Origin of the sequence: Cereibacter johrii (assembly GCF_001720585.1) — a bacterium.
Lineage (GTDB): Bacteria > Pseudomonadota > Alphaproteobacteria > Rhodobacterales > Rhodobacteraceae > Cereibacter_A > Cereibacter_A johrii.
In genome coordinates this window covers 19,063-34,041 of sequence record NZ_MABH01000143.1, presented here as the reverse complement: position 1 = coordinate 34,041, position 14,979 = coordinate 19,063, and the positions used below count along the sequence as shown (strand labels likewise).

Annotated in this window: 20 protein-coding genes, 1 tRNA gene and 1 pseudogene; 5 read left to right on the top strand and 17 right to left on the bottom strand. The window is 68.6% G+C overall.

What is annotated here, in order from left to right; all coding sequences use genetic code 11:
• From A9O63_RS12670 to A9O63_RS12665, 3 genes are all read left to right on the top strand, one after another.
• Nucleotides 1-1,026: amidase (locus tag A9O63_RS12670; RefSeq protein WP_069332260.1), on the top strand; the 1,026-nt coding region annotated here is incomplete at its 5' end.
• Entirely contained in the window at nt 1,023-1,178 is a 156-nt protein-coding gene (locus A9O63_RS22175) for a hypothetical protein (protein ID WP_084295862.1), read from the top strand. The genes A9O63_RS12670 and A9O63_RS22175, both read left to right, overlap by 4 nt.
• Nucleotides 1,179-1,354: 176 nt before the next feature.
• Nucleotides 1,355-2,674 carry a GGDEF domain-containing protein gene (locus tag A9O63_RS12665; RefSeq protein WP_069332259.1) on the top strand — a complete coding sequence of 440 codons (1,320 nt, stop codon included), beginning with the start codon at nt 1,355-1,357 and terminating at the stop codon, nt 2,672-2,674.
• Between the two features lie 166 nt (nt 2,675-2,840).
• Here the strand turns inward: A9O63_RS12665 and A9O63_RS12660 are convergent.
• From A9O63_RS12660 to A9O63_RS12635, 6 genes are all read right to left on the bottom strand, one after another.
• A tRNA-Ala gene (locus A9O63_RS12660) sits at nt 2,841-2,916 on the bottom strand.
• 58 nt (nt 2,917-2,974) lie between these two features.
• Nucleotides 2,975-3,640, bottom strand: coding sequence for a sulfotransferase family 2 domain-containing protein (locus tag A9O63_RS12655; protein ID WP_069332258.1), 666 nt, complete (start codon nt 3,638-3,640; stop codon nt 2,975-2,977).
• 208 nt (nt 3,641-3,848) lie between these two features.
• Nucleotides 3,849-4,796, bottom strand: coding sequence for a 2-hydroxyacid dehydrogenase (locus tag A9O63_RS12650; protein WP_069332257.1), 948 nt, complete (start codon nt 4,794-4,796; stop codon nt 3,849-3,851).
• Complete coding sequence (locus tag A9O63_RS12645; protein ID WP_069332256.1) at nt 4,793-5,125, bottom strand: tRNA-binding protein; 333 nt, start codon at nt 5,123-5,125, stop codon at nt 4,793-4,795. Before A9O63_RS12645 ends, A9O63_RS12650 begins: the two co-directional genes overlap by 4 nt.
• A complete protein-coding gene (gene proC, locus A9O63_RS12640; RefSeq protein WP_069332255.1) occupies nt 5,122-5,943 on the bottom strand; it encodes a pyrroline-5-carboxylate reductase in 822 nt (273 codons plus the stop codon). The genes A9O63_RS12645 and proC overlap by 4 nt, the downstream gene beginning before the upstream one ends.
• 28 nt (nt 5,944-5,971) lie before the next feature.
• Nucleotides 5,972-6,475, bottom strand: coding sequence for a type III secretion system chaperone family protein (locus A9O63_RS12635; protein ID WP_069332254.1), 504 nt, complete (start codon nt 6,473-6,475; stop codon nt 5,972-5,974).
• Nucleotides 6,476-6,890: 415 nt separating this feature from the next.
• Here A9O63_RS12635 and A9O63_RS12630 point away from each other — a divergent pair, with 415 nt between their 5' ends.
• Nucleotides 6,891-7,490, top strand: coding sequence for a hypothetical protein (locus tag A9O63_RS12630; protein WP_069332253.1), 600 nt, complete (start codon nt 6,891-6,893; stop codon nt 7,488-7,490).
• Between the two features lie 47 nt (nt 7,491-7,537).
• Here the strand turns inward: A9O63_RS12630 and A9O63_RS12625 are convergent, their stop codons facing one another.
• The 7 genes from A9O63_RS12625 to A9O63_RS12600 form a co-directional block, all read right to left on the bottom strand.
• Nucleotides 7,538-8,395 carry a DNA adenine methylase gene (locus A9O63_RS12625; protein WP_069332252.1) on the bottom strand — a complete coding sequence of 286 codons (858 nt, stop codon included), beginning with the start codon at nt 8,393-8,395 and terminating at the stop codon, nt 7,538-7,540.
• A 394-nt stretch (nt 8,396-8,789) separates the two neighbouring features.
• Nucleotides 8,790-9,185, bottom strand: a complete 396-nt coding sequence (locus A9O63_RS23180) for a hypothetical protein (RefSeq protein ID WP_205631846.1) — start codon at nt 9,183-9,185, stop codon at nt 8,790-8,792.
• Nucleotides 9,182-9,820, bottom strand: a complete 639-nt coding sequence (locus A9O63_RS23770) for a glycine-rich domain-containing protein (protein WP_459561999.1) — start codon at nt 9,818-9,820, stop codon at nt 9,182-9,184. The genes A9O63_RS23180 and A9O63_RS23770 overlap by 4 nt, the downstream gene beginning before the upstream one ends.
• Before the next feature lies 1 nt (nt 9,821).
• On the bottom strand, nt 9,822-10,124 hold the full coding sequence (locus A9O63_RS12615; protein ID WP_069332251.1) for a VpaChn25_0724 family phage protein: 303 nt from the start codon (nt 10,122-10,124) through the stop codon (nt 9,822-9,824).
• Nucleotides 10,121-10,480 carry a DUF2730 family protein gene (locus A9O63_RS12610; protein WP_084295860.1) on the bottom strand — a complete coding sequence of 120 codons (360 nt, stop codon included), beginning with the start codon at nt 10,478-10,480 and terminating at the stop codon, nt 10,121-10,123. Before A9O63_RS12610 ends, A9O63_RS12615 begins: the two co-directional genes overlap by 4 nt.
• On the bottom strand, nt 10,477-10,914 hold the full coding sequence (locus tag A9O63_RS12605) for a hypothetical protein (RefSeq protein ID WP_069332250.1): 438 nt from the start codon (nt 10,912-10,914) through the stop codon (nt 10,477-10,479). Before A9O63_RS12605 ends, A9O63_RS12610 begins: the two co-directional genes overlap by 4 nt.
• Nucleotides 10,915-10,926: 12 nt before the next feature.
• Complete coding sequence (locus tag A9O63_RS12600) at nt 10,927-11,802, bottom strand: N-acetylmuramoyl-L-alanine amidase (RefSeq protein WP_069332249.1); 876 nt, start codon at nt 11,800-11,802, stop codon at nt 10,927-10,929.
• Nucleotides 11,803-12,001: 199 nt separating this feature from the next.
• Between A9O63_RS12600 and A9O63_RS12595 the strand changes: the two genes are divergently transcribed.
• Entirely contained in the window at nt 12,002-13,054 is a 1,053-nt protein-coding gene (locus A9O63_RS12595) for a hypothetical protein (RefSeq protein WP_235836981.1), read from the top strand.
• A gap of 28 nt (nt 13,055-13,082) precedes the next feature.
• Here the strand turns inward: A9O63_RS12595 and A9O63_RS12590 are convergent, their stop codons facing one another.
• From A9O63_RS12590 to A9O63_RS12580, 4 genes and pseudogenes are all read right to left on the bottom strand, one after another.
• Nucleotides 13,083-13,454, bottom strand: coding sequence for a hypothetical protein (locus A9O63_RS12590; RefSeq protein ID WP_069332247.1), 372 nt, complete (start codon nt 13,452-13,454; stop codon nt 13,083-13,085).
• Complete coding sequence (locus A9O63_RS23420) at nt 13,451-14,089, bottom strand: MT-A70 family methyltransferase (protein ID WP_235836980.1); 639 nt, start codon at nt 14,087-14,089, stop codon at nt 13,451-13,453. Before A9O63_RS23420 ends, A9O63_RS12590 begins: the two co-directional genes overlap by 4 nt.
• Nucleotides 14,086-14,342, bottom strand: a pseudogene (locus A9O63_RS22170) (DUF3164 family protein). The gene A9O63_RS23420 and the pseudogene A9O63_RS22170 overlap by 4 nt, the downstream one beginning before the upstream one ends.
• A 203-nt stretch (nt 14,343-14,545) precedes the next feature.
• The gene (locus A9O63_RS12580) at nt 14,546-14,779 is read right to left on the bottom strand and encodes a hypothetical protein (protein ID WP_069332246.1); all 234 of its coding nucleotides are present in this window, start codon (nt 14,777-14,779) and stop codon (nt 14,546-14,548) included.
• Nucleotides 14,780-14,979 lie beyond the last annotated feature (200 nt).

Here is a 14,979-nt window from a genome sequence, read left to right as displayed (position 1 = left end):
GCCTTCGTCGCGGCCCGGCTGCGGGCGGCGGGGGCGATCCTGATGGGCAAGACCGCGACGGCCGAGGCGGCCTTTCTGGAGCCCGCCGCCACGCTGAACCCGCACGACCCCGCCCGCACGCCGGGCGGCTCCTCCTCGGGCTCCGCCGCTGCGGTGGCGGCGGGCATGGTGCCGCTGGCCATAGGCACCCAGACCGGCGGATCGGTGATCCGCCCCGCGGCCTTCTGCGGCATCGCAGGCTTCAAGCCGAGCTTCGGCCTCATCCCCCGCTCGGGCGTCCTCACCCAGTCGCCGAGCCTCGACACGATGGGCGTCTTCGGCCGCAGCGTGGCCGACGTGGCGCTTCTGGCCGAGGCGCTCGCGGGCCACGATCCGGCCGATCCGGCGAGCCTGCTTCAGCCCGCGCCGCGCCTGCCCGAGACCGCGGCCAGCGATCCGCCGGTGACGCCGACGCTGGCCTTCGTGCGTCCGCCGGGCTGGGAGGCGGCGCATGAGGAGATGCGGCTCGCCCTTCAGGAACTGGCCGAGCTTCTGGGGCGGGACTGCCTCGCGCTGGAACTGCCCGCGGTCTTCGGCACGGCTGCCGACCTGCGCCGCCGGATCAATCTGGCCGAGATGGCGCATCACTATGCGGGCCTCGCCGCAGGGGCGGCCCTGTCGCCCCTCCTGAGCGACGCGCTGGCAGAGGGGCGGAGGATCCCGGCCGCGGATTATCTCGCGGCGCTCGAGGCGCGGTCGGCGCTGCGCGCGGGCCTCGAGCCGATCTTTCACCGCTGCGACGCGATCCTCTGCCCCGCGGCGCCCGGCCCCGCGCCCGACCGCGCCACCACGGGAGACGCGATCTTCAACGGGCTCTGGACCTTCTGCGGCCTGCCTGCCCTCACGCTGCCGCTCTTCGTCTCGTCCGATGGCCTGCCGATGGGGGCACAACTCGTGGGCCCGCCGGGCGGCGACGCCCGCCTCCTGCGCACCGCCCGCTGGCTGGTCCAGCGCCTCGCTCAAACCGCACCGGAGACAGCCCCATGACCCGTCGCCTGCTGCCCCTTTTCGCGCTGATCGTGCTTGCGGCCTTCCTCGGCATTCTGGTGATGAAGGTGCCGCGCCTCGATCTGGGCCTCGTCGTGCTGGCGACCCTGCTTCTCGCGGCGTGGGACCTCTGGCGCGGCCCGCCGGCCTGACGCAGGTCCGGTCTGACGGTTGCCCGCCTGAAGCCGGCCCGGTCTTGCAGCCAGAGGCCGGCGGATGGCGCGCACAGGCCGTCCTGGACAAGCGCCTGCCGGCGGCCCGCGGGGGCTGGCTGGTCCGCGGACCCGGCAGATGGTAAAGGCATCCGCAGGTTTCCAGAGGAGTGCGGATGGACTGGGCGCGGCGCATTCTCTATCGGCAATCGCTCCGCGGCTGGATGGCGCTGGCGATGGTCCTCGCCGTCCTGCCGCTTCTGACGAGCGCCGTCGTGGGCTATGCCGTCTATCATCGCACCATCGTCAGCCCGTTCCGCGACGTGCTGACCGTCCAGCATGCGACGCTCGTCAGCCTCGAACGCATCCACGACGATTACTGGCAGGTGTCCGAAGCGGTGAACGGCTATCTCCTCAGCGGCGATGCCCAGCGCGCCGCCCGCTATGAAGCCGTCGCAGCCGAGGTCGAGGCGCAGTTCGCGAGGCTCGCGGATGCCGTGGCGGCCGATCCGGCGCTGGTCGAGCTCGTCGGCGTGGCGCGGGCGGAATGGACCGTGCTCGCGCGCGATGCCGAGGCCGTGCTCGGCCGTCCGCGGGAGGGGCTGGCCGGGGTGGTGCCCGACCTCGACCGGGTCGAGGCGCTCGAACGCGAGCTGCCGGTGGCGGCGCGGGGGCTCGAACAGATCGTCGAGCGGCTTAGGGGCGAGAGCGAAGCACATCACGCCGCGGCGCTGGTCGCGCTCCGGCGGCTGGAGATCGGGGCGGCGGCCGCCCTCGTCCTGTCCGTCCTGATGATGGGGCTCGGCGCCTGGGTGGTGAACCGGGCGATCGTCCTCGGGACCGACCGGCTGGTCGAGGGCGCGCGGCGCGTGGCCTCGGGGCAGCGCGAGGAGCCGGTGGCGGTGACGGTGCCCCCGGAGCTGGCCGCCGTGGCCGACGCCTTCAACGACATGACCCGAACCATCGTCGAGCAGGAGGCGCGGCTGCGCGAGTTCGGCCGGAGGGATGCGCTGACCTCGCTTCTCAATCGCCGCGAGTTCGACCATGCGCTGGAGGAGCGCGCGGCGCCCTGGACGGGCGAGCCCTATGCGCTGCTGCTGATCGACATCGACCGGTTCAAGCGGATCAACGACACCCACGGCCATGCGGTGGGCGATGCCGTGCTGCGGGCGGTGGCCCTGCGTCTGGCGGCAGCCGAGCGCGAGGGGGTGCGGCTCTTTCGTTACGGCGGCGAGGAATTCGCCCTGCTCCTCGACCGGGCCGGGGCGGCCGAGGCCCTGTCCGAGGCCGAGCGCCTGCGGCATGCGGTGGCGGATGCGCCGGTCGAGCTGGAAGATGGCACGCGGCTCGCCGTCACGATCAGCCTCGGCATCGCGCTCGGCGCACGCGGTCATGCAGGCGCGGAGCTCTTCGCCGCCGCGGACCGTGCGCTTTACGCGGCGAAAAGCGCGGGGCGCAACTGCAGCCGGCTGGATCCGTCCGCTGCGCAGGGCTGACGGGTCGCGGGCCGCCGGCCCCGTCTCTGCGCCCGAGGGGCGTGGAAGCCCACGGCGATGCCGAAGCCTCTGACAGACAGGGAAGAAATTCGATCGGCCCTGCGGGCTTCCCGCGAAGCGCCCCGCCAAAGGCAGGGCTCTGCGCGCTGCAGGATCTGGCGGATTTTGGTGGAGCCGAGGGGGATCGAACCCCTGACCTCGTCATTGCGAACGACGCGCTCTCCCAACTGAGCTACGACCCCAACGAGGCGCTATCTCGCCCAAGCGGAGGGGGAAGTCAAGGGCGGTTCTGCGGAAATTTCACCGCCTGGCCGCATCTTCAAAGCGATAGTGGAAACGGCCGATATCCTCGGCGCAGAGACGCGCGAGAAGGGCCGCATCGGCGTCGCTGTAGCTTCTCCGCCAGTCCTGCGGCGGGCCCGAGTCGCCCGTGCGGCGCAGGGGCGCGAGGCGGAAGCCCAGATGCGCCTCGAAGGGCGGCAGATCCTCTTCGAGATGCTCCGCCCGCAGATAGAGACGCGCGCGCTCTACCCCGTGCCGGTCGCGCATGTAGGCGGAGGCAGGCCAGAGCCGGAAGGAGGTCTGGATCTGCGGATGGTTGAGAAAGCCCGAGAAGTCGAGCGACTTGGCAAGGCCCACCGCAGGATGGGCGAAGCTCTGGCCGCGGAGCCAGAGATAGTAGCGAAGCGCGCGGTCCCACGGGTTGCGCACGAGGGTCAGGGTGAAGAAGCTCTCGATCTCGGCATCGGTGAGCAGGCCCGCGATGTCGGCGAGGGTGGAGTGGGTCCAGAGCCGTCCGCGCGCCTTGACCCCACGCAGTCCGGCGCGGTGGCTGCGGGCCTTGGGCGTGTCGCCGATCAGAATGTCGTCCTTCCGCGCGCGCGCCTCGAGCGCCAGTGCAAGGGCGCTGCCGCCGGCCTTCGGGATATGGACGAAGATGAAGCGGCGGGCGCGAGAGACGATCATGCGGGACCTCCGGCTGCGCGACGATGGCCCCTGCAGCGGGCCCCGGGGTCGGGCCCGCGGCAGGGGCGGGTGGCGGCCTTCGTTGCGGTGGGTCTCGAGACGGTGGGGCCCGGGTGGAGGGAGCCGGCACCGGGGGCATCGAGCCCCCGGCGCCGGCTGGGGCGCCCGGTGCCGCCGACAGGATGTGAGCGGCGGCACCTGTGCATCGTCAGACCGCGTTCGGCAGCGGCCGGCCGTCGGCGAAGGCCAGGAGGTTCTCGACCGCCATGAGCCCCATGGCCTCGCGCACCTCGAGTGCCGCGGTTCCCAGATGGGGCAGGAGGGTCACATTCTCCATCGCGCGGAGGGCGGCGGGCACCTCGGGCTCGAACTCGTAGACATCGAGCCCCGCGCCGGCGAGCCGCCCCTCGGCGAGCGCCGCGATCAGCGCCGTCTCGTCGACGATGTCGCCGCGAGCGATGTTCACGAGGATGGCTCCGGGCCGCATCTGCCCGAGGGCCGCCGCATCGACGAGGTGGTGGGTCGCGGGCGTCGCGGGCACGGCCACCACGACGATGTCGGCGCCGAGCGCCTCGGCGAAGCCGACCTGCCGGGCGGGGACGCTCGGGTCGGCCACGGGCGAGCGGTTGAAGAAGGTGATCTCCATCCCGAAGCCATGGTGGGCGCGGCGCGCGATGGCCTTGCCGATCCGGCCCATGCCGAGGATGCCGAGCCGCTTTCCCGTCATGTGGAGACCCAGCATCTGCGTCGGATGCCAGCCCTCCCAGGCGCCGCGGCGCACCAGCCGCTCGCCTTCGCCGGCGCGGCGCGCCGTCATCAGCATCAGCGTGAGCGCGATGTCGGCGGTGGCGTCGGTGACGGCGCCCGGCGTGTTGGTGACCGCGATCCCGGCGGCGGTCGCGGCCGCCACGTCGATATGGTTCGTCCCCACGCCGAAATTGGCGAGGATCCGGGCGCGCGGCTGCGGCACGTCGGCGAAGACCTCGGCGCGGAAGAGATCGCCCAGCGTCGGCAGCACGGCATCATGCTCGGCCAGCGCCCGGCGCAGCTCCTCGGGCGAGAGCGGCCGGGTGCTGTCCCGAAGCGTGACCTCGAACCGGGCGCGGGCCGCCTCGAGAACCCGGTCGGGCAGGGGGCGGGTGATGAGCAGCCTCAAAAGAGCCTCCCTCCCAGCGGCACGTCCTGACCGGGCCCGATCAGCACCACATGGCCCTCGGCATCCGGCACGCCCAGCACCAGCACCTCCGACAGGACGGGGCCGATCTGGCGCGGCGGGAAGTTCACCACCGCCAGCACCTGCCGCCCGACGAGGCCTTCGGGCTCGTAATGCCGGGTGATCTGGGCGGAGGACCGTTTCACGCCGATCCCGTCGCCGAAATCGACCCAGAGCTTCAGCGCGGGCTTGCGCGCCTCGGGGAAGGGTTCGGCGCGGGTGATGCGGCCCACGCGGATGTCGACCTTGGCGAAATCCTCGTAGGTGATCATCGGCCGAGCTCCCGTCCGCGGTCGGCCGCAGCCTTCACCGCACGGCGGAGGAGCGGCGGCAGGCCGCTCTCGGGATCCATCAGCACGCCGAGCGCCGCCGCCGTCGTCCCCCCCGGCGAGGTCACGTTGATGCGCAGCTGGCTCGCGCTTTCCGGCGCGCGGTGGGCGAGCTCGCCCGCCCCGGTGACGGTGGCGCGGGCGAGGGTCATGGCGAGATCGGCCGGCAGGCCCTCCGCCTCTCCCGCCGCGGCGAGCGCCTCGATCAGGTGGAAGACATAGGCCGGCCCCGAGCCCGAGACGGCGGTCACCGCATCCATCTGATGCTCGCCCTCCAGCCGGACCACCTGGCCCACCCCCGAGAGGAGGTCCTCGGCCAGAGCCATCTGCGCCTCGGAGGCGGCAGCGTTGCCCACGAGCGCCGTGATGCCGCGGCCGACCGCGGCGGGCGTGTTCGGCATGGCGCGGATCACCGGCGTGGCTGCCCCGAGCGTGCGTTCGTAATAGGAGATGGGCGTGCCTGCCGCGACCGTGAGGAAGAGCACCCGCCCCTCGCCTAACGCCGCGAGCCCCGGCAGGGCCTCGGACATCATCTGCGGCTTGACCGCGACCAGCACCACCGCGGGCTCGTCAGGCAGCGCCTCGTTCAGATGCAGCCCGCGCGCCGCGAGCGATTTCAGCCAGTCCGACGGCCTGGGGTCCGTCACCCAGACGGCGGACAGGGCAAGGCCCCGTCCGAGCCAGCCCTCCAGCATCGCCGAGCCCATCTTCCCGCAGCCGAGCAGCACCAGCCCCCGGCGGCCAAGATCCGCAAGATCCATTGTTTCCCCCGTTTCTGCGGGGAAAAGACTAGGCGCGGCCGTAGGCCTCCGCAATGGCGACCTTGATCGCCTCGGCCGGCGGGCGCTCGGCCCAGGCTACCATCTGGAAGGCGGGATAGAAGCGCTCGCTCGCGGTGACGGCCTCGGCGATGAGCTGGCCGATCTGCTCGGCATTGACGCTCTGCCCGCCCGACAGCAGCAGTCCGTAGCGCCAGGCCATCAGCTTCTGTTCGCCCCAGTAGGTGAAGGCCCCGCTCCAGACCATATCGTTGCAGCGGTTGAGCAGGTCGTGCAGCTCGGCCATCCGGTGGGTGGGCGGTTCCATCTCGAAGGTGCAGAGGAGCCGCAGCATCTCGTCTGCGGGCGACCAGGCGAGGGTCAGCGAGTAGGTCCGCCACTGGCCCTCGACGGCCATCGCGATCTGGTCCTCGGTGATGCGGTCGAACTCCCATTCGTGATGCTCGGCCAGCGTCTCGACGATGTCGATCGGGTGGATTTCGTCCGAAGAGAGATAGGTCTCGGTGAGCGACATATGCCGGGCCTCGTCATTGAACCGCCTGCGGGGGGTCACCCACAAGAAGCTGGGTGTGCGGCAAGGGACGGCACTGCCTGCCTCCGTCCTTACTAGATATGGTGTTCGCAAAGCGGAAGACTGTAAAGGGGCCTGCGCAAACTCTTCTGTGGACAAGACGGATTGTAGCGGGTTGTAGCGGGACACCAGATCTTGCAGGGCGAGACAGCAGAAGTTGCAGCAGCTGCGGCGGGATGGAGGCTCTGCTTCGGTAGCCGCCTCCATCGTCCAAGTCAGCCCGCTCTGGCGATGCGGCATCGCGCCGTTTGCTTGCCTGAGGTCGGAAGCTCAATATCGGTGCGTGGATCGGTGATCAGCAGCTAACTACGCTCATCAGCAGCCACAGGAGATTGTGACTGGCGAGAAGCGAGGCGACATGAGTGACGGCGGAATTGCCCTGGTTCAGGTTCTGCAGATTGGTGGCTTGGCAGGTGTGATCAGCGCAGTTGTTGCTGCAAGTATCAAAGAGCATTTCGACGGCCGTGAGCGCGCCCGGAAGGCTCAGTTCTTGGCGCTGAGACTCTCGCTCGCACTCGAGACGTACTTTAGGATCTGTGTTGATCGCATCTTCGATATCGAGGATTTCCGAGGGAGCAGGGGGAACGGGGGCGACAACCATGTCGGCTTACCTGCCTTCGTGGCATTTCCGCCCGATAGTGACGACTGGCGCTACCTGAAACACTCGATCACGGACGAACTACTGAACTTCCCTTCAGAGGTTCGCGCTATCGATGAGAGCATTCACTTCGAAGTGTTTATGGACGGCCGCGGTGCAGATGATGGGCCGGATCCCGAGATCACCTTGAAGCCTCTTTACGAAGTGGCGTTTCGATCAATCGAGCTTGCGAAGAAAGTAAGAGATCAGCACGCTCTGCCTGAAGTCGAGCGCGCTAGAGCTTTGGAAGGCCGACTTCTTGAAAAGCAGACGGCCTTCCTCGACCACCTTCAGCGGGAACGGGCAGAGACCGGCTTCTAGTTGCCCGTCTCCGCTTGTCACAAAGAATGTGCTGAGCCTTCGAATCCTCAGACTGCGGACCGTCCTGTTCCGCGGGAGGTGGTTTCTCTTTCGAACTCCCAGTTCGAGACCAGGAGCTCCGGCCTCGTGGCCGCGTTGCCTCCCGCGTGGCCGCTGAGCGAGTAGGTGGTCGTCACCTGCGCCATCCTGAACCGGCCGAAGATCTCGCGCACCTCGGGCACGTCGTTGATCGAGAGGAGGAAGCGACCCTTGAGGCGGCCGAGCTGCTCGGCCATCCGGCCGAAGTCGTCGCGCCCGAAGAGATCGCTGCCATAGTCGGTCTCGGAGCCCCAGTAGGGCGGGTCGAGATAGAAGAGCGTCTCCGGCCGGTCGTAGCGGTCCAGGAAGGGTGACCAGTCCAGGCATTCGATGATGACGCCGGCGAGGCGGCTGTGCAGGTCCTCGAGCATGGGCTCCAGCGTGGTGAGATTGAAGCGGCCCGGCCGGTGCATGGAGACGCCGAAGTTCTGCCCCCTCACCTTGCCGCCGAAGGCGGTTCGCTGGAGGTAGAGGAACCGGGCGGCCCGCTCCAGATCGGTGAGTGTGTCGGGATCGGTGGCCGTCAGTCGCTCGAACTCTGCGCGGGTGGTGAGCTGGAAGCGGAGCGTGTCGAGGAACTGCGGATAGTGGCGCTGCAGGATCCGGAACAGGTTGGCTACGTCGCGGCCCCGGTCGTTGATGACTTCGGCGCGGGGCCGCGCGGTGCGGCGCAGGAAGATGCCCGCCATGCCGACGAAGGGCTCGGCGTAGGTGAGGCAGGGGCTGCGGTCGAGGATCGCGCAGATCCGGCGGGCGAGGTTGCGCTTGCCGCCGATCCAGGGTGCGACAGGTTGCAGCGCAGCGACGGGCGAGAGTGGACTCTTCATCAGGTTCTTGTCTCTTCGGCGCGCCCGCAAGGGTGCGGGAGCGGCCATGATTCTATGTCTGGTCGGCGGGGAGCTTGGATTGGCGTCTGCTCCGTGTCGGAGGGATTGCACTCCCTCCGGCCTCCCGGTGGCTCGCCCGATGGGCGAGGTAGTGTGATAGGCTAACGGCTACGACGCCGGCTCGGCTAAAGGACCGGCGTTGTCGATCGAGGCGGCATAAGTGCCTGGATACAGGACAACGGAGATCTCGCCCGCCGCATCGGACGTCGCCGAAACCGTGAGCGGCACGACGACATCGCCGTCTTGGCCAACCACGCCTGCCGCTCGAACCAAACCGTCGTGGCGGGCAGGGCCTCGCCGGAGAGATTGCGCAGGGTGCCGGTGACGAGGCAGGTCATGCCAGCACCTGCGTCCCGGCCGCGAAGATTCCTTCGACCTCTTCGGGCGTGAGATCGAGGAGCCAGGCGAGCGCGTCCATCGTCTCGGAGCCTCGGACGAGGGGAGACCCTGCCTGACGGATGGTGGCGCGGAGCGCCCAGGGCAACGCGGGGTCGGCCGCGACCGCCTCGGCTGCAGACCAGCGTTCCTCGCCCACCAGGATCATCACCTGAAGGATCGAGATCTCGTCGGGGACGGAAGCTGTCTCTGCGGGCGGCGCGAAGCTCGTGCAATCCCATGTCCAGCCCGGCGCGGCATCGCCGGCCTTGGGCCAGTCAGCGGCCCAGTCGGGGCGATCCTGCGCCTCGATCACGTTGACGACCACGCCGTCGGAAACACATGCCAGTCTCATATCCAGACCCTCACCTCGCCACGGGCGCCGGCGCTCGAGCTGCCTCCATTCGCCCCCCCACCCCCGCCCCCAGGGGCCACCCCCGCCGACCGCACCGCGCCACCCGATCCGCCGAAGATGGAGGAGCCTGCCGTGCCAGATGAGCCACTGCTCGGGTGACCTGCGCCGCCCCCGCCGCCGAAGACCGCCGAGCCTGCCTTGGTCCCTGAAGCGCCACCGGCTCCTCCGCCCCAGATCGTGCTCGCGTCGCCGCCCGTGCCGTTGCCACCCCCGATGAGCCCGCCGGCGCCGGGGGTGGATCCCGCGGCCAGTTCGCCGGCGCCGCCTCCGCCGGACATTGTGGTGCCCGAAGCTGCACCACCCCCACCGCCGCCGAATGCCGCCAGCAAGGCTCCGAAGGTGGTGTCTCCGCCCCGACCTCCGCTTCCGTCGCTGGATCGGCCCGCTCCACCCGCGCCAATGACAATGGCCACGGAGGCCGGCAGATCTGCGAGGCGGAACCGGCCGCACACATAGCTGCCGCCACCACCGCCATATCCGACCGAAACACCGCTGCCGCGCCCGCCACCGCCTCCGGCGCCCCAGCAGGCCCGCAATTCCACGGGCAGGAGGTCGATCTTGCGGGGCGGGGGCATCTCAGCGCCTCGGGCTCGGACGCTGGATCTCGGGATGGGTGGCGCGCCCCAGGGCAATGTCGATCCCCCGGGCGGTCGCGGTCGGCACCCAGAACTCGGGCGAGCCTGCCAGCGTCACCAGTCCCTGCTCTGCGAGCCACGAGAGCTCGGTCGCGGTCTGGTCGCGCGACGTGTCGATGCCGATGGCGTTCGAGTTCAGAACGTCGGTCAGGACCGAGGCGTTCGAGGTGTAGGTCGGGCTCTCTTCGAGAAAGCGCAGGATCGCCAGCCTGCGATGGCGGCGAAGAGTGTCGGCATAGGTCACGGGCGAGCTCCCCCAAGCAGGTGATCCTCATGCCGCGCCACGATTGCCTCGAGGCGCGACATGATCTTGTTGGTGCCTTCGGCCGCGGCGGCCATGTCCTTCATCTCGCCCTGCATGTCCCGCAGGGCCAGATGAAGCGCGTGCATGTCCTCTTTCGTCGGCTGAGCTCGCAGGGTCTGCTCGACGCTGGCCAGCCGGGCGTCCAGCCGGTCCATGCGCTCGCTGCCCGCCTTGAACCGGCTCTCGACATTCTGGTCGCGGGTCCGCCACCAGGTGTACAGGATGTTAATGATGCTGAGGGCGGTCAGCACCAGGGCCAGCGTCGGGCCGAGATCCATGGCGGACGGCGAGCTCACGCTATGCTCCGGACCGGTGCGTTCGGCCCGGAGAGGCCCTCGAGCGGCACGGGCTCGCTGGCCATCGTCCCGAGGATGAGCGCGAGGCAGAAGAGAGCCGCCGTGCCCGTCGGCGCCTTCGCACCCCACCAGACCAGACGGAAGTTCGGTGCCCGGCGCTCGATCCACGCCCAGAGGCCGAAGATCAGGGGGGCGACCTGCTGCCAGGCCGCGACAGCCCGGTCCCCGGTAGCCAGGACTTCCTCGGGGCTGCCCCAGCCGATCTCGCCGAGGGTGCGGAAGAGGTCGATCCCGAGGAAGTTCAGCAGGACCGAGACCACGAGGAGGATTTGCGCGTAGAAGCTGCGCGCCTGCCAGACCGGCAGCTCGGGCAGGAGCGGATTGTTCAAGAGGGCAGTGTTCGCGAGGATCGTGGTGAGAAGGGGCAGTCGCATGGATGTCTCCGATCAGGCCGGGAGGAAGGAGGAGGTGTAGGAGGCCACGATCCAGCCCTCCCGGCCGCCATGGACGACCAGGAGCCAGTCGCGGCCGGCGAAGGTCCCGCGGCGCAGGACCGGCACGGGAGTGCCGTCTGGGATCTGCGCCACGACGTTGGGGTTGAAGGATGGCCAGCGGCGCAGGTTCAGACTGTCGCCGCTGAAGGTGTCCACGACGACCATCTGCGGATCGTCGGCGGTGGCATCCACGGCTTCTGAGAAGGCCTCGGCCTCGGTGTCGGCCGGATCGTCACGCCCCAGGATGTGCGCGCGGACATGTTCGAGCGGGAAGAGCGGGTTCGTGTCCACCTTGCGGCCGGGCGACACATACCAGTGCGTGGTGATGTCGCGCAGGGTGGGGACGCCCCGGAAGAGGTCGAGCAGGAGCGCAATCACCGAGGAGATCTGCGCCTCGGCGTACGGCATCCAGAGGCCCGGGCCATGTTCCGGCGTCTCGATCTCCCGGATGCCGAAGAGGGCGGTGGCCAGCTCCTCGCCGTACCATGTGACGCATTTGCTGTCCGAAAGGCGGGCGAGCTTCCCGGGGTTCACGATCTCGATGCCGATCGAGAAGTCGTTGCAACCGGACCGCCCATGGAAGGAGGACTTGCCGGCGTGACCCGCGCGGCGGTTCGTCGGCACCTGCTGGATGATCCCGCCGTCTCGCTCCACCACGAAGTGGACCGACACGCCGGCGTCGTTGTCGGCCAGATAGTTGGCGGCCGATCCGCGCGTGAGGCGGCTGGCCGTGTCGTGCAGGATCACGAGGTCCGGGACGATCTCCCGGCCGATGTTCTTCGCCTGCTGGAAGGCGACGTTGGTGAGACGATGGTTCTCGATACGCATGAAGGCCCCTCGGTGGGGCCCTCACTGGCCCCGAACGAGGCCAATTTCGCGCGCGCGAGGATGGAAACATCCGCAACGGTTTGCGGATCGGGATGACGCTCACGGCCCGCGTCATGTTGCGCATTGGCACATTGGGCATGATCGTATCTGACAACGCCCTATTGAGCAGATGGCGGGCAAACGGGGTAGGAGATTCGTCTTGGTTTCTGGTGGCGGCGGCGAGGAGCGGCTTTTCAGTCTGCAGACAGAGGAGGCCGCATGGTCCTTCTTCGAGCACCTGATCGAAGGTGAGGTCAGCATCGACGACATCAACGATGTCGGCTTCGGTGACTGGGCGCAGGTACGAGTTTACTTGCCTTCCGCCCATTATCACGCTGCGCTGACCCCATACATGATGGAAGGCTGGGTCGAGCTGCAGCGATCTGTGTTTCGCGCCTATGCGATAGCGCGCTCTGGGGAAAGAAACGGCCGTAGACTGACCGATGAGGAAAAGCAGAGGCTCGAACTCGTCGTAAAGGTGAAGGGCGGAAGCTCGGACCAATCCGTCGACCTAAACACAGTCCTTATCGAGATCGCAAAGGCCATGCTCCAAAAACTCAGCCCCGCCGAAGTCGTGACGATCGTAGTCGCATTGGCGCTCGTCCTGGCTGGGCAGAGCGTATTGCGGGTCTGGCTCAACAATCGAAAGGAGGTGAGGCTGGCGGAGATCTCCGGCCAGCGCGAGTCGGATCTTAAGGAAGAGCGCATAGCTGCTCTGAACGCCGTGGTCGCCGTTGCAACGCATGATAAGGCGCGGATGGGCCTAATCGAGAAGGCGGAGGCAAGGCTACCTATAATCAAGAGCCTCGAGGATGAGGCGAAGGAGAGCCGCCACGCGTTGGTCAAGCACATGTCCCGCGTCGATGCTGAGTTGAACAGCGTTGCAATACCTTCTGCGACAGGGCGAATTCTGACCACGGAGAGCCGAGTGGAGGCGGAGGATGTCCGGCTGGACGGCGTCTACACTATCCGCCGCGTGGACACGACCGTCGCGACCGGCTTCCGAGTGCACTTGGCGGGTCGCAATGGCGACGAACTAGTCGCTGATGTTGCCGAAGTGATGACGACTCTTGAAGACCGAGACGTGATCCGCGAGGCGGAGTGGAAAAAGATCCCAGTGTACCTGCAGATAAACGGCCGCAAGCGGCGCTCTGAGGTGGTTGATGCGACGATCATCCGGGCCAGACCGTTCGATCCCGACACCGACAGCTGACCGAAAGTTCGGCGAATCTGCCTTCGGCTCAGAGCAACCGCATCTGACGAGGGTCCGCCACGATCGGCCGCCCGCCTTCTTTCAGCCACCGCCGGACCGATACGTCCGTCGAATGCAGCCGGCGGGCGATCTCGGCGACGGCCAGCCCCTGTGCCCGCAGACATCGGGCGATCCAGGGCTTTGCGGTTGGCACGCGTAGCTTCATCTGGCCGACCGCCTCTGCCAGCGCTGCGGCCTTCTCGGCCCCCACCAGCTCTACGAGGCGCGAGCGGCCTTTCGGCATGGCGGCCAGATAGATCTCGCCACCTCCGAAGGCCAGCAGGAACTCGACCGCGCCCTCCGTCCCAAGGACGCGAACGAACGGTGCGACATGCTGGGGCGGAGGCGGCAGGTGCGTCATGCGGCAGAGACCTCTCGCTCCGCGAAGCGGTCGGTCTCGTTGTCCCAGACGTCATGCCCGGCCCATGGCTCGCGCGCAAAGAGCTCGCAGGCGAAGGCGCGGGGCAGCAGGGCCTCGACCATCTCGCGCATCTCTAGGGGCTTGCGGGAATGTTCGCGCCGGATCGCCTCGATCGTGTCCGGGATCTCGTCGTCGAGGATCTCGTCCGCGTCGATCAGATTGCGGCAGGATCGGGAGGCGATCTGCGGTGAGCCGATCTTGCCGACGAGGAAAGGCTCGGAAGCCGAGCGCAGGATGTAGCCCGTGCCGAATGCCGTCTTCCCACCCGAAGTGCGCTTATTCCAGGAGCCGCCGGTCACATAGCGGAGGCGGCTGTGCAGGTCCTCGAGCATGGGCTCAAGCGTGGTGAGATTGAAGCGGCCCGGCCGGTGCATGGAGACGCCGAAGTTCTGCCCCCTCACCTTGCCGCCGAAGGCGGTTCGCTGGAGGTAGAGGAACCGGGCGGCCCGCTCCAGATCGGTGAGCGTGTCGGGATCGGTGGCCGTCAGTCGCTCAGACTCGGCGCGGGTGGTGAGCTGGAAGCGGAGCGTGTCGAGGAACTGCGGATAGCTGCAGTGCCACCAGCGCCTCGTCATCGGGATAGGCCAGTATCCGATCCGCGGATAGCCCGCATGGCGGCCTGCCAGGGCGGGCCGCCGATCTTTGAACTAGGAAGCATGAAGATCTCGGAGCGGTTCACCTGACCGGGCCGGTCGGTGTTGAAGGCGCGCGTGACGATGTCGCGGATCTCCGGCCAGTTGTCCGCCCCCACTCGGTCAGGCATTCATCGATCAGAGCCTTCGCCTGCTGAACCTCGGGGCCGAAGTCGAGGCAGTCCTGCTCGCAGATCTCGACGCGCAGCCGGCTTCCTGGTTCGCTCAGGCTCGGGCCTCCGGGCGCTTGGTCAGCGCGGCCCGGGTGCCTTTATCGGATCCGGGAGTGATGGACGAGAAGCGATCGCGGCCAAGCGTCTGTGCGGTTCGCTCGGGCGGAGGGCAGGTGTCCGGCCTGGGCGGCCCGGGTGCCTGGTGGCACCCGGGACCTGCCGCCGCTCAGCCGTCGCGGGCGGGGGCGTCCTTGCCCAGGCGGGCCGCGGCGAGGCGGCGGGACTTGGCCGCGCGCTCCTCGGTCTCGGCCTCGATCTGCCTCCGCGCTGCCTCGTTCGTGCGTTCGGCGGCCTGTTCCTTGGGCGAAAGACGGCGCCCGGCCCCGGGGGGGCCTGCACGCTCGACCGGCGCGGTCAGATAATGGTCGAGCAGTGCCTGCGCCGAAGTGCGTTTCTTCATTCTGGTCTCCTTGATGTCTCCGAATGGCCCGGACCTGCCGGACCGCCGCGCGAGGGTCGGCCCGATGCGAGAGGATGCGCCGCGATCCGTGGCAGGATGGCCCGCCTCCGCCCGTTCGATGCCGCGAAAGGCAGCCCGGCCCCTCACCATGATCAGCGCTGGCGCCTCAGCTGCCCGGACATTCCGTCTCCCGCGGCCTC